Below are 17,276 nucleotides of genomic sequence, written 5' to 3' on the forward strand. Positions count from 1 at the left end.
ATTTGACAGTTTGAATGACGCAAAAGTGCTCTAATCGTTGATATAGCGCTATTTTTTTGTCAAATTTTTGTACATATTTCTTGCGTACTTTCTCGTACAGTGGTATAATAGAGTGAGGTGCGAATCTATGAGAGTTAAAAAATCAGTATCTAAAAACACAATCAATTACGCCATTATCAAAGATATTAAAGTTGGAAATAAAAGAACTTCCACCATTGTTGAAAATCTTGGCAATCATGAAACTCTTCAACAGCTACATCCCGAAATGGAACCTATGGAATGGGCAAAATTGCGGGCTAGAGAGTTAACCGAACTCGATAAAGAAGATAAACAAGAAATATTAGTCAAACTACATGAGAATAAACAGTTGAAACAAAATCAACGAAATGAATATCATGGGGGATATTTATTTCTACAGAATATCTATTACCAGTTGGGATTGGATAAAATCTGTCAAGATATTCAGAAGAGGTATCACTTTAGTTTTCACTTAGATACCATTCTGTCTCGTCTCCTCTACGGCAGAATCCTATTCCCATCCTCTAAACGGTCTACCGCTCATTTTTCACAAACTCTCCTAGAACCTAAAACTCTGGAACTCCAGCACCTCTACCGAGGATTAGAAATCATTGCCAAAGAAACTGACTTTATTCAAGAACAACTCTATAAAAACTCAGCTGCTCTTTCCTCTCGCAAAACTGATGTCCTCTATTACGACTGTACAAATTTCTATTTCGAAATTGAGGAAGAAGATGAAGAGGGACAACTGAGACAATACGGTTATTCGAAGGAACATCGGCCGAATCCAATTGTTCAAATGGGGCTGTTTATGGACTCTCAAGGAATTCCATTAGCTTTCTCCATAACACCTGGTAATACGAATGAACAGACGACCATGAAACCTTTAGAGAAGAAGATTATCAAGGATTTTGAAAAAGCTCAATTTGTGGTCTGTACAGATGCTGGACTTTCTTCTATTGGTAATAAGCGCTACAATAATATCAGCGGGAGAGCTTTTGTCACAACTCAATCTGTCAAAAAGTTAAAGAAAGAAGACAAAGACTGGGCAACATCTTCTACAGGTTGGCGGTTGATGGGGGATAAATCTGATACATTCTATGATATTTCTGCACTAGACGAGAGCAACCCAGACCTTCTCTATAGACAAGTCTTTTACAAAGAATGTCCTTTACCACAAGATGGGCTAGAAGATCAGAGACTGATTGTAACTTTCTCAGCTAAATACAGAGATTACCAAAGAAACATACGCGAACGCCAGATTCAACGTGCTTCAAAATGGATTGGAAAACCAGCTGACTACAAGAAGAAACAATCTACAGATCCTAAGCGTTTCCTCAAAGTAACAGAGACAACAAGGGATGGGGAAATAGCTGAGAAAACGTTTATTGAGTTGGACGAGGAACGTGTTCTTTCTGAAGCAAGATTTGATGGAATTTATGCGGTGACGACAAACTTAGACGATTCCATTGAGACCATTGTGTCCATTAATCAGAGACGATGGGAGATTGAAGAATGTTTCCGTATTATGAAACATGAATTGAAAGCTAGACCGGTTTATTTAAGTCGAGAAGATCGCATTTCTGCTCACTTCACAACTTGCTTCCTTGCTCTTATAATCTATCGCTACTTAGAGCTGGCAGTGCAGAAGCAATTCACATGTACTGAACTCATTGAAACCTTACGGTCATACACCTTTAGGTACCTTCCTGGTTTTGGTTACCTACCAAACTATACTCGGACCGCTATTACTGATGAATTGCATCAGACATTTGGTTTCAGAAGTGATTATCAAATTATTAGCGAAAAAAAGATGAAAAAAATTTTACAAGCGTCAAAATCGAGAAAAAGTACGCATTTTTAGGAGAAACAAAGTATAAATTTCTAATTATCTTTTTATATTTTCTTAAATGCTCGTAAAGCCTTATTCTATGTGCTTTCGAGTATTTTTACTGTAGGAAGATACTTCACGTTTCTTTGCATATTTCCTCATGTCTTAGCTGTCAGAAGTGGTAAATAAGTAGTAAATTCATTTGTACTACTAAGCAACAAGACGCTCCTGTTGCTTCTCTTTATTCAAGCGTTTCATTTCTGCCATTGCAGAATCGAATGTTGCATGTGCGTAATAGTTCAGCGTCATGGCTATATTAGCATGTCCCATAATGTACTGTAATGCCTTTGGATTCATTCCTGCATTTGCATAGTTGGTACAGAATGTATGTCGCAAACTATGTGGAGTGATGTGTGGCAATTTATCCTCGTTATACTTATTGTATTTCTTAACAAGACCTTTCATCATGCCGTTGTAATCACTTGCCACTTTTGGATAGTTCTTTCTATTAAGAAAGAGGAAATCACTATATCCATCAATCTCAACACGCTTATCATTCTTTCGATTCGCTAACACTCGCTTAAATGCTTGATAGGCTTCTTCAACCATAGGAACTTGACGTTCGCCACTTTTGGTCTTTGGTGTTTCAATGTAGTACCCAATTTCAGTATCTCTCAATAGCTGATGGTCTATATTGACAAGACGATTCTCAAAATCTAAATCTGGAAGTGTCAAACCACCAAACTCTGAAATACGAAGACCTGTTTTTAAGAGTATCAGAATTTCATCATAATTTTTGCTGTAGGTTTTATCAGCTTTTGCAAAGGCTAACAGTTTTTCTTCCTGTTCTTCTGTTAGTACGGTCTTAGGGACAGTATCATCATCAAGAACTGCTTTCAGTTGAAAGTCAAATGGATTCTTCCGAACACAATCATCTTGTATAGCAATATAGAATGAAGCCTTTAAAGAACGTTTGTAGTTATTGATGGTTTGATAAGCATAACCATTTTCACTCATTCTAATAGCCCATTCTTTAGCGTCTGATGGCTTAATACTGTCAATACTTCTTACACCTAACTTGTCTTTCTTCAAAATATCCATAAGATATTTGCGTCCAGTTTCAGTGTTTTTTCTAACCTTTGGTCTTTGAGCGTTCTGTTTTGCGTAAAGCTGGCAGAGTGTCATTTTCTTTCCTACAACATCAATACCATCATGAATGTCTTTCTGTAACTCTGCGATTTTCTCTCTAAGTGAGATACAATCACGCTTTCCTGCTGGTACTCGGTCTGTAGCCACAAGTTTCCACGAGTAAACAAATTGCGGTTCTCCAAATGAATCTATATATTTGTATAAGTATCTTCCGTCTTTTCGTTGGCTCTCTCCAGTCTTTAAGATTCGACCTTTATTGTCACGTCTTTTTTCTGACATGGCATTTGCTCCTTTCCTTTATGGAAAGAGCCTTGATACGACTTAATACTATTTTATCATATACAAGACCCTTTGGCGACGCTAGATTGCGTCCAATGTATCTATAATTTTTTCAAATTGTTTTCGTTTAATCTGAATACGATTGCCATTCATAATCAGCCAATTTGCATTTTTATTTTCCTCTGCCAAGCGTCGTAGCTTGTTTTCGCCAATACGAAAATATTTTGACGCTTCTTCAATGGTTAGGGTATAACGTTCCCAAATAGGAATGTCAGTCTGCTTCATAAAATCCTCCTTTCCAAATCACTTATTTGGATTTCATAAAAGTTGTTTTACCAGCAATCGAACAGCTTTAGCAAAGCTCACGGGAGTTCCACCCCTGCATGGTTCTCATGTAGCCATACTCATTGCCTGCGACGGTTTTATCACGCTCGGACTATTGACTGTATGGGAGTATCATTATCACGATAAGAATGTCGTTGCAGGCAATCCTGCTAAAGATTGCTTCTCGGATCACTAACATGAATCGCTCGCTATCTTTATAAGATAGGTCATGGCGGTTAGTTCCGTTGGCTCTTTTCTTATCGAAACGTATTCGATTACTTTTATTCAGTTTTCAAAGAACAATGGCTCGTTAGCCTATCAAAACACATTGAAAGCTCAATATGCTTTGGTGGAATAACAAACCTCCCTGTTCGGGAAGCGTGGAATGGTTTAGCACGCTTCCACGAAAGGAGAGAGGATATTACTTAATTTCAAATGACAAAATCTTTGTAATCAGTCTGGTTTCCATTCTTCCACGTAAGACTTCATCAACGACCATACTTTGATTGCCATATTCATCTTTCATAAGTCGTAGGGAACGCTTCGTTATGTACCCTCTGTAATGATGTAGAATCTGGTTAATCGCTTCGGTATCGCCATCTGTTGCCTTTACAATGAGAGGAAAGGGAATCATAGGATATTGTGTTTTCATTCTTCAAATTCCTCCATAAACTTTTTAATTAAGGCTAGTCCACTGGTTCTATGCCGATAGACAGTAGAACGGTTCAATTTCAACAGGTCTGCAATTTCTGAATCGCTCATGTCCATAAAGTAAAACAGCAGTAGAATTTCACGTTTCTTGTCTGGCAACTCACGTAATGCTTCACTCAACAAATCATTTTCAACGCCTACTGATAACCCATTGAGTGTAAAAATCTGAAAGTCAGTTGAATAGTTATCTGTTGTCGCAAACTGGCTAACAAGATAATCGCCAACATCCGAAAAGGACACCTCACGCTTTGCAATCCTTGAAAGATAAAGCATATAATTCTTTCGCTCGTCTTCCATAGCACGTTTACAGATATAGTCAAACTGATTTTCTATTGTGGTCTGAAAAGAAGATGGTTTCATGTTTCTCACCCCCTTTCTGTCTAGGAAAGGAAGTGAGCCTTGCTCGTTTATCTCCTTTCACTCTTAGTCCCAATGTGAAAGGGGGATTTGTTGCATTACTGATAAATAAACTTTGTAAAAAAGTTCTGAATAGCCAAAAAAGCATATAAACAGATTTATTTCTCTGTTTACATGCTTCTGTTATTCTATCTATATGATTTATAAAACCACATTGGTGGACGTACTTATCTATTGCAGATAGACGACTTTTTTTGACAAGAACCCAATGTAAGGAAATTTATTGTATATGATGTACTTCATGGCGACGTTGACCTCCAACAAACCGCCATTTGGAAGTAATATACAATATTTTAACAGCGTAAATAGCACTACCATATAACGGTTTTTTTTATTGGCGTTTAGTAGTGCTTTTTATTAAATATAAACCTATAAACCATATAACACGTTTTTCTATACCTGTTTTTAATTCAGTAGGAACAATAAAATGTATAGAGGTGGTCTACTATGCGTAAAAAAGAAGATAAATATGATTTTAGAGCCTTTGGTTTAGCCATTAAAGAAGCTCGATTGAAACGAGGTTTAACTCGTGAACAAGTGGGAGCATTGATTGAAATTGACCCACGGTACTTAACTAATATTGAAAATAAAGGGCAACACCCCAGCATACAAGTTCTTTATGACCTTGTATCGTTACTTCATGTTTCCGTTGATGAATTTTTCTTACCTGCTAATAACTTGGTAAAAAGCACCCGACGATTACAGATAGAGAAATACATGGATAGCTTTACAGACAAAGAACTATCCTTAATGGAATCTTTAGCCAGCGGTATCAACGAAGCAAGAAACATCGAAGACTAATTAAAAGAATCCATACATAACGGAAAGAGCCGATAAAATGAGATTGTATTAATCTCATTTTATCGGCTCTGCGTCTTTGCGTCTGGCTCTGTAATCACAGTTACTTTGAACTGCTTTATTTCAATTAAATTTTCTTGTCTGCATTTCGGACAATAGAGGGGGAATTTTTTTAATTCAGTATCTTCCCTTATCTTTAATCGTGTTTTATTTCCACATACAGGACACAATATCCACTTGTAGTTTATAATAACTATCTCCTCCTTTACACTTTAATTCAAATCTTTATTAAAAAATATTTCATCTTATTTAACAAGAAACCATATTTATATAACAACATAAAATACACTAAGTTATTTTATTGAACATATATCGTACTTTATCTATCCGACTATTTGGACGACGGGGCTGGCAAACAGGTTCACCGGTAGTAACATGGTACCCTTTTAACTCTGTTAAACAAACACTACGTCCATTTGTAAAGAAAGTTAAATCACTACGATATTCTTGAATACACCGAGCAGGGATTTCTCCACTAAGAATGACCTCATTATTTTTCAATTGAGTGTCTACGATGTTCGCACAATATTTAGGAGCATCGTTATATGCTCGTGAAAGATATTCTTGTGGTGCATAAATTTTAAAACTAAGATATGGCTCTAACAATTCTGTTCCAGCTTTTTTTAAAACTTGTTCCAATACAATAGGAGCAAGCATCCGAAAATCTGCTGGGGTACTAACAGGGCTATAGTATAAGCCATACTTAAAACAGATTTTACAGTCCGTCACATTCCAACCATACAATCCTTGTTCACAGCCATATCGTATCCCTTCCATAACTGCATTTTGAAACGATTGATTTAAGTATCCAAGAGAAACCGAGCTCTCATACTGTACTCCGCTCCCTAATGGAAGCGGTGCTACAGAAAGACCAATGGAAGCCCAGAAGGGATTCGGTGGCACTTCGATGTGAATGGTATACTCTGCTTTTTTTAACGGTCTTTCCATATAAATGACTGTAGGCTTTTTTATTTTTACCTCCACATGATACTTTTCTTGCAATAGAGCACAAGTCACTTCCATTTGTACTTTCCCTAAGAAAGAAAGTATGATTTCATGTGTCGTAGAATCCACATAATATTGTAGAAGCGGGTCACTGTCGGAGATTTCTAAAAGTGCATCAAGTAACATTTCCCTTTGTTGAGGTTTGCTCGGTTCAACAGTTGTTTGCAGCAGAGGGAGCGGATTTTCAATTCTCTCTCTCTGTGGCAATAGCTTTGTATCTCCAAGAACACTATTTAGCTTCAAAAACTCATTTTGCAAAATAACAATTTCCCCGGAATAAGCCTTATCAATTTTACATAATTCACCATTTATTGAAGTATACATTTCTGTAATTTTTATTTTTTCCTTTTCCGATATTCTAACCGAATCCCGCAAATGCAGGATTCCGCCATAAAGGCGTACATATGCAAGACGTTGTCTTTCTTCCGAATATTCAATTTTGAAGACATTTCCGCAAAGTTCAGACTTCTTTCTGTATGTTGATGAATAAAATTTATTCGTTATCACTTCTATAAGCTGCTCAATCCCTATGTTGCTTTTTGCGCTTCCATGATAAACAGGGTACAAGGAGCAATTCTGAAATCTTATGCTTTCCTCTTGTTCGAGTTCCAATGCTTCTAATGATTTACCGGACATATATTTCTCTAAAAGGTCATCGTTTCCCTCTATTACCGTATCCCATTGTTCAGATTCGGTAAAGTTCGTCACACACATATTAGGATACAGTTCTACCTTCTGTTTGATTACAATTTCGGCAGAAAGTTTCTCTTTAATATCCTGATAAACCGTTGATAAATCAATTCCATTTTGGTCAATCTTATTGATAAAAAAGATTGTGGGAATCCCCATTTTCCTAAGTGCATGAAATAATATACGAGTTTGTGCTTGTACGCCATCTTTTGCAGAAATCAGTAGAATTGCCCCATCTAAAACTGATAATGAACGATATACTTCTGCTAAGAAATCCATATGTCCTGGCGTGTCTATGATGTTCACCTTCGTATTTTCCCACTGAAAAGAGGTTATTCCTGTCTGAATTGTAATTCCTCTCTGACGTTCTAAAAGCGTATTATCCGTCCTCGTTGTACCTTTGTCCACGCTTCCTAATTCTGTAATCGCTCCACTGTTATATAATAAGCTTTCTGTTAAGGTAGTTTTTCCCGCATCAACATGAGCTAAAACTCCAATATTAATAATTTTCATGTGATTTTCCTCCATTCAAAAGCCCAAAAGGGCATAAAAATCCCAGTGATAAATACTCTTATCACTGGGATTTTTATGCATAACCATAGGCATACAAAGCATACAGATATTCTCCGGATACTTTAGAATCACATGATAAAGGTATTCTTAAACTGGGTACAAAAAACTAAGCCCTCCTAAAAAAGGACATCCAATTATTTGTTCCCACTATCAAATTGACAGTTTATTTAAGAATACCTTGCCGCATATTTATTAACTCCTTTTAAATAGATACTTAAATAATAGCACGTAAGAGCATATTTGTAAAGGAATCTCCAATTTTTTATCAAAGAGAGTACGTGATTACAAAATAGCTGTAATAATGTACCAATATTTGTTATTCTATAATCTTCCAATTACTCCCGTTCTTTTCAAGTACCAAATCAAATTGAGATACCTGCGTTGCTTTGGTCTGCTGGTCGATATACTCCACTGTCAGCGATACCGTGACTTGATTATCCTTACGATTGTGAATAGGATTTACCAGTTCTTGAAAGATGTACTCTTTTCCGATTGGTTTTAATATCCCGTCATTCACATAGTAGGAAAGTTCACTGGCTGTCGCTGTAGGATAGAGCTTGAAGAACGTCGTTAAAAACTCATTGATTTCATTGGTTGTAATGGAATCAACCGTCCCCTCACTTTCAATGGCTTTTGGTTTATAACTTGATTTCTTAGGTATGTTGGTAATGGTCGGATTCTTAACCAGTACCATATTTCCAGAACCATCTACATAGACACTCACTATATAAGCAGAGTGGACGGTCTTTGTATTTTCTCCCTCTGTAATGAGCTGGTCTACACTGTAGGTTACATTAAACTCATTGTCGCCAGTTGGCTCTACCGTCCATATCTGAAATCCTCTTACAGAAGACGATACAGGAATATCTTTGCGTACTGTATCAACATTGAGAGCTTGAAGTTCATCTGTCAGATAGCCTTTTAGACTTTCCATTCGATTATCAATGGACTTATCGGATTGCTCCCATGAATAGTAGACTTTCGCAAAGTTCTCTACAAAATTTTCTACATGATGAGTATCAACGTATTCCTTTTCTATGATAGTTGTTTCGTGAATAGTATGAGTATCTATAGCTGTAAAGTGCTTGAATATCGCAAAGCTGAAACTAAGCCCTAAAAGTACCCACAAGGCAATCACAACCTTTTTATGAGGATTGACCTTATAGACACGAGGTTTCTTTTCCTTTGGTATCTGTTTTTCTTTATTCTGATTTTTTCTAAATTTCATCATTAAATCTTCCTTTCTCATTGTTTGATTCGTCCTGCTCCCACTAAATGCTGTTGCCAGTAGGGGCTTGTTAAGTCGGCATAACCGATTGGGTCGCCTGCATGAAACATACGGTTATTGCCAAGGTATATCCCAACATGAGTAATATAAGAGCCAGCGTTATAGGTAGAATGAAAGAAAACCAAATCGCCAGCTTGTGCTTCCGATAGTGGGATATGCTGGGTCACATCATATTGCTGTTGTGCGGTTCGTGGTAAGTTAATTCCAGCTTTTCCATACGTCCATTGTGTCAGTCCGCTACAATCAAAAGAAGTAGTCGGGGAAGCTCCACCGTAAACGTATCGCCAGCCCTCATATTTCAGTGCTTCGTCCATGATGGCTTGTACCGTATCATCATCAAACTCTGTTGTGACAAGATACTGCGTTACCAGTTGCACATAAAACATATTGCCATAGTTGTATCGCCAGCCCCCATTGATAGGTATGGCTATGGGATTGGGGTAAGACACTTTTTCGCCACCTGAATACTCTTTTGAGAAACTTTGAGCCAGTTCAAAGGTATATTTATTTCCACGATTAGCCACATACCCTAAGAAACCACCACCATAATTGTAGGACTGGATAACCGATTCTAAATCTACACTGAGCCTTTCGCTACTGGCTAATAATTCACTGAAATACTTCACACCTTGCTTAATGGATTCTTCTGTACTCAATGAATTAGGTGGAAGACCGAGGGATTCCGAGGACTGCATAACATCTTCCGCAGTACCGCCCGATTCCACCTGTATAATCGCAAGAAGTATGTTGACATATTCTTCAACGCCATATTCTTTGACATATTTTTCTACCATAGGCTTATGAGCCAGCACTTCTGCGGAAACATTCACACCTCCATAATGAATATTGGAAATTCCGCTGTCCTGTTCATCTGAAAATAAAATGGCAACAAACAGAAGCAGTGAGAAGACCATCAAGAATAATCCAGAACCACCAATCACTAAAGTTTTCAACTTCATGGTTTCTTACCGACTTTCTTAATGGTGGCGGTTTTGATTGGTGGTCTACTTCTTGTATTTTGTAGTGGTACTCTTTGAACAGTAGACGGACGTTCTTTTGTGATTGGACGTTGTGAAGTTCTATCTGCTGTAGTGGTTGAAGTTGCTGGCTTTTGAACGGTTTTTTCTTGAACGGTATTGCCTTGGCGTTCCACTTTTGGACTTGAAAAATCGGACTTAACTGCTGGACGCTCTTGTTTGGCTTGTTGAGATTCCTTATATGAAGTCTGAATATTAGACTGTTTTGAGGTCTGTTCATCATGATATTGTTCTTGTCTTGTAGTCGGTCTTTCATGAACAGAAGAAGCAGGCTGTTTTTTCTGTTTGACCTGTTCCATTTCAGAGCGACGCTTCGCAATGGTTTTTCGCCTTTGTTCCTGCTGTTCCTTGCGTCCACTGGCTCTGTCCGCTTTGGTTTGAGAAATACTACTGGTTAAATCACGGACATTCTCTTTTACTTTGGATTTTCCTTGATATACTGCATATCTTGCATTGGTCGGCAAATCTTTAACCTGTTCTTTCAAACCACTAGCAGTGTCTACCATTCTGTCTTTGGTATCAGCTACTGTACCGATGGTTTGACCGATACGTTTTCCAAGTGTTGATTTTTCCTTTCCGTCTGGTCGGGAGTGATCTGCTTGTGTCCTTGCAGAACTCCCCGAACCCGACTGTCCTTTTTTACCTGTAACAATGGCAGACCCAGCCCCTAGAGTAGTCATGGAACGTCCAAGTTTCCGCTGTAGACGGTGCATGTGAGCGTGCATAAGCATACGAGGTTTTCTCATCACACGACTTCCCACACTTTGAGAATCGTTACTCTGTAGAGAAAACATACTCATTAAATCGCCCAGCTTGAAGTAGATTCCTGCAAAGGTCACAATCTGTAGAAAAGCAATCAAAAAGAACGGATAACCAGCCGATAAGGTATAGAGCATGGTTGAAATACTAAATGCTGTCGTAATAATCAATGTGATTCCAGCTCGTGTCAAAATGGTATTAAAGAGCTTTGTTATGGCTCGTTTTGACATACCATCAAATGATGGAATCATGCTTAAAATAAAGCTCACAGGCAGAAACATAGCATAGATGATAAAAAGTACCTGCGAGAAAATCATGATTCCTGTTAATAGGAATACAAATATGGAAATCCCAATATTGAAGACAAATAGGAAGAAGACTGTACCTAAACGGTTAATGGTCTTTGTAATGGTTAGATTGGTATTGCTTCTGTCTTCAATTTCTTCCGCAACAATTTTTTCTCTGTCTTCGCCATTGTTGGAATCTGGGCTGGTGGAGAGCAGGCTTTCCACACGGTCAATACCGATACTTTCAATGTCTGAACTGTTGTATTGAAGCAGTAGCCACGGTTGCTGAACCTGTATGGAAAACAGGCTATCTCTGATTAAGTCCACGCTGTCCTTGCCTTGACTATCGGAATGGGGCATGACAATCTTCGTGCCAAGTGATAAACTGGCATTACTGATGTCTGATGAAAAGTCATTGATTTTTTTAATGTAGTCGGGAGCGTAGGCAATAAAGGAAGCCGATAGGATAAACACCAGCACAAAATTCATAATGGCATGAATTGCCTTTGTGGTTTCTCTCTTTATCAGTCCCGTATAGGCAACATAAACTCCAAGAACCAAAATCAAGAGTAAGAGGAATCCAACATAGAAACCCTCTGTTGAAAATCCGTTTGCACTCACACCAGCTAAGGTCTGCATATTCTTACCAATGGAATCTGCTGTAGCGGAAATGAAGTCTAAGGAATAGGCTTCCTGTACTAAGTAACCTGTCGCATTGGAAACATACAAACTGATTGTCCAAATAAAATTGGTAATGGCATATAGTCCATACATGACCTGTTTTCCAATCCCGTCCGACCAGTTCCACGGAAGCCAGCCCCAGCTATTATCCACATAAAAATCCAGTTGATAGTTTTCAAGTGGGTATCGGCTGTATTCATTTGCCACATTGACCGTATCATCTACCAAGCCCGCAGCTTGAACCACCGTTCCCAGCATGGCTAAAAGAAAAATGGCAATCACAAGTGTGAAAGCCACTGTCATTGCCACTTTACCTAGACGTTTCAGCGTCCAGTTTGATTTTATTCTGTTTACTATTGATGGTTTCACATTTACACCTCTTTTCGCACAGGTGGTCTGGTATCAAAGGCATGGAGCAGTTCTTCAAATACAGGGTGGAACTGTATCACACCGACACGACCATATAAATCACTGATAAGGCATTGCCCGTTTTCCAAATCACGCAATCGCTTCTGATTGTTTTCGTCCTCTGGGTCTACACCAAAAAAGGCTAAGGTCTTTTTAATCTCGTTAAGGTCAGTGGAACGAAATGCAAATTTTAAGCCGAGGTTATTTTTCAGTTTTTCATCTAAGAGGTCGTCTGTATTTTGGGTCACGAAATATACCCCAGCGTTCATAGCACGACCAGCCCGAACCAGCTTCATAGATAGTGTTTTTCCTTGTGCTACCTGTAAAAAGCTCCATGCTTCGTCTAAATCTACAATCTTGAAAATGCTTCGGTCTGTATGGATAAAGTCTAAAGCAAAGGTACTAATGACAATCAGCATAGCAACGGATAAAAGCTCCATAGTGGTATATTCCTCAAAGGAAGTTTCCTTGTCGGGAAGTACCAAGTCCGCAACCTGTATAATGTTCAGTTGTTTTTCTAAGCTGATAGACTGCTCCACATAACCATTACTGAATAATAAATGTGCAAAGTCATAGTCTGTAAAACTTTCGATATGGTCGGCTATACTGGTACTTAGTGGCGTATTCTCAACCCGTAATTCCTCAATCACTTTCATCAACCCTCGTACTTCACTATTGGTTACTGCACGAATGGCTTTTCTAAGGATTGGGAAGCGTTCCCCATCACGAGAGGAAATCCCCGTAAGGAATGTCAGAATATCAATAGCCAGTGATTCAGAATCTTTGGGATTTTTCATAATCACATAAGGGTCAAGTAAGCCTTTGTTTTTCTCATCAGAAGTCAGAGTGACGATATTGATTTCATGGGAAATCTCTGGCAAGGTTTCTTTCCATCTGCCACGTTCTGCTTTTGGGTCTACAATCACTGCTTGTGCCTCATAAAGCACCGCATAATAGACGATAAGGTTATTCGCAAAGGATTTACCACCACCCAGCGAACCAACAAAAGCCGACGCTAACGCATTGGTTACTGAACCCTTAACCCCTTGACTGGCAAGAGCAGGTTTCAGATAGACATTGCGTCCAGTATCTAAGCTGTAGCCAACATAAATCCCCTCATTTTCCCCCAGCATTTGAGTAGCACCAAAACCTAAACCAGCGAGGAAATCAGAGGTCACGTATTGAATATAATCATTCATATAACGCTTGCTGGCAGGTAAAAATTCTTCATGTAAGCCGAGCATATCCCCAAATGGTCGTACCAGTTTTACGCTTAAATCGTCATAAAAATCTTTCACTTCATTACAACGACGTTTGAGTTCGTCAAGATCATTTGCTGATACCCTTACCACATAAGACAGCTTGTACATAGATTCCTTGCTTTGGTCTAAATTGGTTTCCAGCTCATTCACACTTTCCAGAGCTTCCGCCACATTGGAGCTGGTTTCATTATCACTTTGCCAAGCGTGGTTATCCAAGTCTTTCAGTTCTTTCTTTTTATTGCGGACAGTAGATAGGGCTTTACGATTCGCTACAATTTCCACATTCATTGACGTATCAATCGGGAATGTAAATTGCTGTTGCTGGTAGTAGAAGATTTCAGAGGACGGGAAGTCCAGTTCTCCGACAATGCTGTTAATGGTAAAGTAAGCTACATAGACGGTTTCATCTTCCTGCTGGATTTTCAAATATCGCTGTTTTTCTTCCACCAAACAGCGAGTAGGCTTAATCAAGTCATAGTATTTAATCAGCGTTTCATTATCCAGCTTTTTCTTTGATAGATGGTACTCATACTCTTCATAGGCAGTGCCTGTCTGTCCGTAAAGGTGTTCAATCAGATAGCCGAAGTCGTCCTTATCTAACCTGCGGATTTTGAAACGACGAGAGATTTTATTTTCTAAGAGCTTTTCCATCTTCTGAAAACGCAGGATTTCATCATTACTCATACTAACAAAATCGCCCATCAGCTTATGGTTCACATCATAGACAAAATCAGACAAAGCATTTTTTGCTTCAACGGTAAGACTTTTCATAGAAAACTCCTGATCGTTGAGAAGCAACTTAAAGCCGATAAAGAAACGGTAGTTCACTTGATTTTCGCCAATCATGGATATTAAAGCGTCTGTCTGTTGGTCGATTTTGTCATAGGCAACCGCTTTGAGCTTGCCAGTGACTTCATTTTTGGAACGCTCTTGTGCAGAACGTATGCTGGATTCTGTACTGATTTGTAAAGCATGAATTTTGCCATCACGATTTTGTGCGATAAGCTGTCTGAAAGAATCATGCACTTGTATTTTCTGTTCTGGACTTAGAAATGAGTAATTGTAAGGAACAAGCTCATAGTAAGCATAACATTCCCCGTCTTTATTCCAGACGAGATTGTTTTCAATGTATTTAATTGGATATGCCATAAAATTCACTCCTAACTGCTGTAATGGCTTCTTGTGGCTGGTTTCTGCCAAGCGTTACTTTTTTTCCTGCATAGGTCAGCTTTGGTCGCAGTGCATAAGCAATGACAGACTTCAAAAATCCATAAGGCTTTTTACCATCAAAAGTTTTTGTAGACATAAACCATGTGAAAGCCACAGGAATCCCAAAGTATTTGAGAAATGCTCCCTCTATCATGGAAAGAGGGGGCAAGTTGCCAAGTATCATCACTGCAAAGAGTGACACGACAAACCATGTCATTTGCGTAAAGGTTATGGGAAACGGAAGTCTAAAATCATTGATAGAATACAGTACCTTTTCCACAGACCAGATACTGGTATAGCTTCGTATTTTCTTCATGTAATCAATCCTTTCATAAAAAATAGGGGTAGCTGATTGAGCCACCCCGTAAAATAGAAAATCTGCCAGTAGTAATGTACCGACAGATTTAATAGACGATTTCAAAAATCCCATGATTGGTTGAGATAAACGTTCCTGAAAGGTCTAAATCCCGACCATAGGCTTGATAATCAATATAGTTTTGAAGACTAGCTGGTACTTCGCCTAAAGCACCCGTTTCTTCAATGTAGTAGCGTGCCACGTCATACATATCATCACAATCGGAATGAATGATAATATCCTCTTGATGTTCGCTTAGTTCTTCAATGCTTGAAAAATGAGTGAGCAGAGCAGATAGCTCCGATTGTAATTCTTCGGGTAATTCCGATACCATTTCCCATAGTCGATTGAGTTCGCCAATGGAAGTGTATTCGTCAACCGTAAAGGGTAACTCGTAGTCATGAATGGCGTATTCCTCATATTCATCATTCAAGCCGATTTTCTCTTTGACTTCCTCAAAGTCAATGGGAAAGGTAAACCACGCACCGACCAATTCGCCCTCATTGTATTTGCCTAAATTCGCAATATAGACTTGCATATCGTCCATATATTCACGTCCTTTCTTTGTAGAGATTCAAAAATCCCTACCGCACTTCGTTTGGTGTACCATTCCTTTGCGGAACATAAGAAAACCACTTATATTCCACAAAAGAACGGTTTTATTTAAGCACCAATAATGCGATTGAATAGCTCTAGTAAAATGTCTTTTACTCCAGCAGCGTTGAAGACTAAGCCAACCGCAATAATCGCAATAATTAAAAAGCCAATCAGTTTGCTAAACTCACGCTTGAAGCCAAGATACAAGCCAATCACAACGATTGCTAAAAGCACCAGTGATTGAGCGTTTGATAGAAACCAGTTATAAAGGTTTTGTCCAAAATTCATAAAAATGTTCTCCTCTCTATATTCAATGAATTTGTATTTGAGTTATTTTTTTGTTGTTATCACGTCCTGTTCTTTTACTGACTGTTGCTTCAAAATCTGCTTGTGTCGGTCTGTCAGTTTCGCATGGTCGAGAATGTCTTTTACAACCTGCGTCTGGTTGATTTCATCAAGTTTAATCGCAACCTTTAAGGTCGGGGCAACTTGATGAGATAGCCAGTTCAGCGTCCTTTGGAAGGAGTAAGGCTCTGGTTTTGTGGTTAGTTTTAATCGTTCACGATTGTTCCCAATAAACCAAGCCCATTCTTCATTCAGTTTCCAATCAGAACGAGGTTTGGAATCGTCTTTATCTACAAAACGGATATACCGATTGATAATTTTAAAGGCGGTATGCTCTGGATTGTCATAGACGAGTAAATCACGGACTGCATAATAGGCACGCTCATTTTTCAATCGAATCTCAAAACGTTTTTTTACTTCTGCGTCTTCAATGGGAATATCATTTTTCTTGTACTGCTCGTAGTCCTTTTCATAGATACAGAAATAAACTTCACTTTGTAATGAACCGATATAGAGGGTGTTTCCCATACATTCCTTTTCCTCTTTGCGTACCAGTTCGCCACTGCGATAGCTTTTAAAACTGCGGAAGACGGAGATACATTCTTCCTGTTGGCACTTTTCAGTGAGTACAGGGATATTTAAAATCCCTGTCTTATCGTTAATGGCAAGGTCAAGGCGTTTCATCACACCGCCAGCCACCAGAACTCCTTTGTCCAGTTCATGGGAGCAAAGGACGAATATGTCGCCTAAAGCATAATGCTCTGAATAAGAATAGAAACCATAGTCCTCATGAAGAAAATAGGACAGTTTCAGTTGTAAGATGTTTTCGACCACCTGCTGTACGTCTGTTGTCGGAAAGCGAATTCTTACATAATCAAACAGCATTTCAAGGGGAGCGTCGGGATTGAAGCGTTCCAGAGCTTCCCAAAGGGACTGCTGTAAATCCTCTGATGGCTTGACTTTTCCTGTTTCAATATCGCTTAGATACTGCCTTGTAATACCAGTCGCAACAGCTAAACGGTTTTGAGATAGTCCATAAGCCAAGCGTTTTTCTTTTAAATGCTGTAACCAAGTTTGTTCATTCAGTAAAAATCCCTCCAATCAAAAAGGCGTATGTCAACTTTTAAAGCCCATTTGACATACGCTGAAATTTTGTAAATCCCTTGTAACCAAAGGATTTTCTAATGTTTTTT

Annotated in this window: 16 protein-coding genes and 1 pseudogene; 2 read left to right on the forward strand and 15 right to left on the reverse strand. The window is 38.6% G+C overall.

What is annotated here, in order from left to right:
• The first annotated feature begins 127 nt into the window (after positions 1-127).
• Positions 128-1,882 carry an IS1634 family transposase gene (locus L6410_RS08950; RefSeq protein WP_172038813.1) on the forward strand — a complete coding sequence of 585 codons (1,755 nt, stop codon included), beginning with the start codon at positions 128-130 and terminating at the stop codon, positions 1,880-1,882.
• Between the two features lie 177 nt (positions 1,883-2,059).
• On the opposite strand, the gene L6410_RS08955 is transcribed toward L6410_RS08950, so the two are convergent.
• The 4 genes from L6410_RS08955 to L6410_RS08975 all read right to left on the reverse strand — a co-directional run bounded on the left by L6410_RS08955 (position 2,060) and on the right by L6410_RS08975 (position 4,672).
• Positions 2,060-3,277, reverse strand: coding sequence for a tyrosine-type recombinase/integrase (locus L6410_RS08955; RefSeq protein ID WP_001291561.1), 1,218 nt, complete (start codon positions 3,275-3,277; stop codon positions 2,060-2,062).
• Positions 3,278-3,358: 81 nt separating this feature from the next.
• Entirely contained in the window at positions 3,359-3,562 is a 204-nt protein-coding gene (locus L6410_RS08960) for an excisionase (protein ID WP_000814511.1), read from the reverse strand.
• A 460-nt stretch (positions 3,563-4,022) separates the two neighbouring features.
• The gene (locus tag L6410_RS08970) at positions 4,023-4,253 is read right to left on the reverse strand and encodes a helix-turn-helix domain-containing protein (protein WP_000857133.1); all 231 of its coding nucleotides are present in this window, start codon (positions 4,251-4,253) and stop codon (positions 4,023-4,025) included.
• Positions 4,250-4,672: a sigma-70 family RNA polymerase sigma factor gene (locus L6410_RS08975; protein WP_000804885.1), complete on the reverse strand. Its 423-nt coding sequence runs from the start codon at positions 4,670-4,672 to the stop codon at positions 4,250-4,252. The genes L6410_RS08970 and L6410_RS08975 overlap by 4 nt, the downstream gene beginning before the upstream one ends.
• A 504-nt stretch (positions 4,673-5,176) precedes the next feature.
• Here L6410_RS08975 and L6410_RS08980 point away from each other — a divergent pair.
• Positions 5,177-5,530 carry a helix-turn-helix transcriptional regulator gene (locus L6410_RS08980; RefSeq protein ID WP_001227347.1) on the forward strand — a complete coding sequence of 118 codons (354 nt, stop codon included), beginning with the start codon at positions 5,177-5,179 and terminating at the stop codon, positions 5,528-5,530.
• Between the two features lie 59 nt (positions 5,531-5,589).
• On the opposite strand, the gene L6410_RS08985 is transcribed toward L6410_RS08980, so the two are convergent.
• The 11 genes and pseudogenes from L6410_RS08985 to L6410_RS09035 all read right to left on the reverse strand — a co-directional run bounded on the left by L6410_RS08985 (position 5,590) and on the right by L6410_RS09035 (position 17,184).
• A complete protein-coding gene (locus L6410_RS08985; RefSeq protein ID WP_000336323.1) occupies positions 5,590-5,757 on the reverse strand; it encodes a cysteine-rich KTR domain-containing protein in 168 nt (55 codons plus the stop codon).
• Between the two features lie 118 nt (positions 5,758-5,875).
• Positions 5,876-7,795: a tetracycline resistance ribosomal protection protein Tet(M) gene (gene tet(M), locus L6410_RS08990; RefSeq protein ID WP_105208278.1), complete on the reverse strand. Its 1,920-nt coding sequence runs from the start codon at positions 7,793-7,795 to the stop codon at positions 5,876-5,878.
• Positions 7,796-7,810: 15 nt separating this feature from the next.
• A pseudogene (locus tag L6410_RS11110) lies at positions 7,811-7,858 on the reverse strand (hypothetical protein); the annotation flags it as partial.
• Positions 7,859-8,171: 313 nt separating this feature from the next.
• A complete protein-coding gene (locus tag L6410_RS09000) occupies positions 8,172-9,104 on the reverse strand; it encodes a conjugal transfer protein (protein WP_001224318.1) in 933 nt (310 codons plus the stop codon).
• The gene (locus L6410_RS09005; protein ID WP_237395362.1) at positions 9,101-10,102 is read right to left on the reverse strand and encodes a bifunctional lytic transglycosylase/C40 family peptidase; all 1,002 of its coding nucleotides are present in this window, start codon (positions 10,100-10,102) and stop codon (positions 9,101-9,103) included. Before L6410_RS09005 ends, L6410_RS09000 begins: the two co-directional genes overlap by 4 nt.
• On the reverse strand, positions 10,099-12,276 hold the full coding sequence (locus tag L6410_RS09010; RefSeq protein WP_000804748.1) for a CD3337/EF1877 family mobilome membrane protein: 2,178 nt from the start codon (positions 12,274-12,276) through the stop codon (positions 10,099-10,101). The genes L6410_RS09005 and L6410_RS09010 overlap by 4 nt, the downstream gene beginning before the upstream one ends.
• A gap of 2 nt (positions 12,277-12,278) precedes the next feature.
• Positions 12,279-14,726 (reverse strand): conjugal transfer ATPase TcpF, encoded by a 2,448-nt coding sequence (gene tcpF / locus L6410_RS09015; RefSeq protein WP_237395363.1) that lies wholly within the window; start codon positions 14,724-14,726, stop codon positions 12,279-12,281.
• Positions 14,710-15,102, reverse strand: a complete 393-nt coding sequence (locus tag L6410_RS09020) for a conjugal transfer protein (RefSeq protein ID WP_000723888.1) — start codon at positions 15,100-15,102, stop codon at positions 14,710-14,712. Before L6410_RS09020 ends, tcpF begins: the two co-directional genes overlap by 17 nt.
• Before the next feature lie 88 nt (positions 15,103-15,190).
• Positions 15,191-15,688 (reverse strand): antirestriction protein ArdA, encoded by a 498-nt coding sequence (locus L6410_RS09025; RefSeq protein ID WP_000342539.1) that lies wholly within the window; start codon positions 15,686-15,688, stop codon positions 15,191-15,193.
• 116 nt (positions 15,689-15,804) lie between these two features.
• Positions 15,805-16,026, reverse strand: a complete 222-nt coding sequence (locus L6410_RS09030; RefSeq protein WP_001009056.1) for a hypothetical protein — start codon at positions 16,024-16,026, stop codon at positions 15,805-15,807.
• A 42-nt stretch (positions 16,027-16,068) separates the two neighbouring features.
• Positions 16,069-17,184 (reverse strand): replication initiation factor domain-containing protein, encoded by a 1,116-nt coding sequence (locus L6410_RS09035; RefSeq protein ID WP_237395364.1) that lies wholly within the window; start codon positions 17,182-17,184, stop codon positions 16,069-16,071.
• Positions 17,185-17,276 lie beyond the last annotated feature (92 nt).

Origin of the sequence: Streptococcus parasuis, from assembly GCF_021654455.1 — a bacterium.
GTDB lineage: Bacteria > Bacillota > Bacilli > Lactobacillales > Streptococcaceae > Streptococcus > Streptococcus parasuis.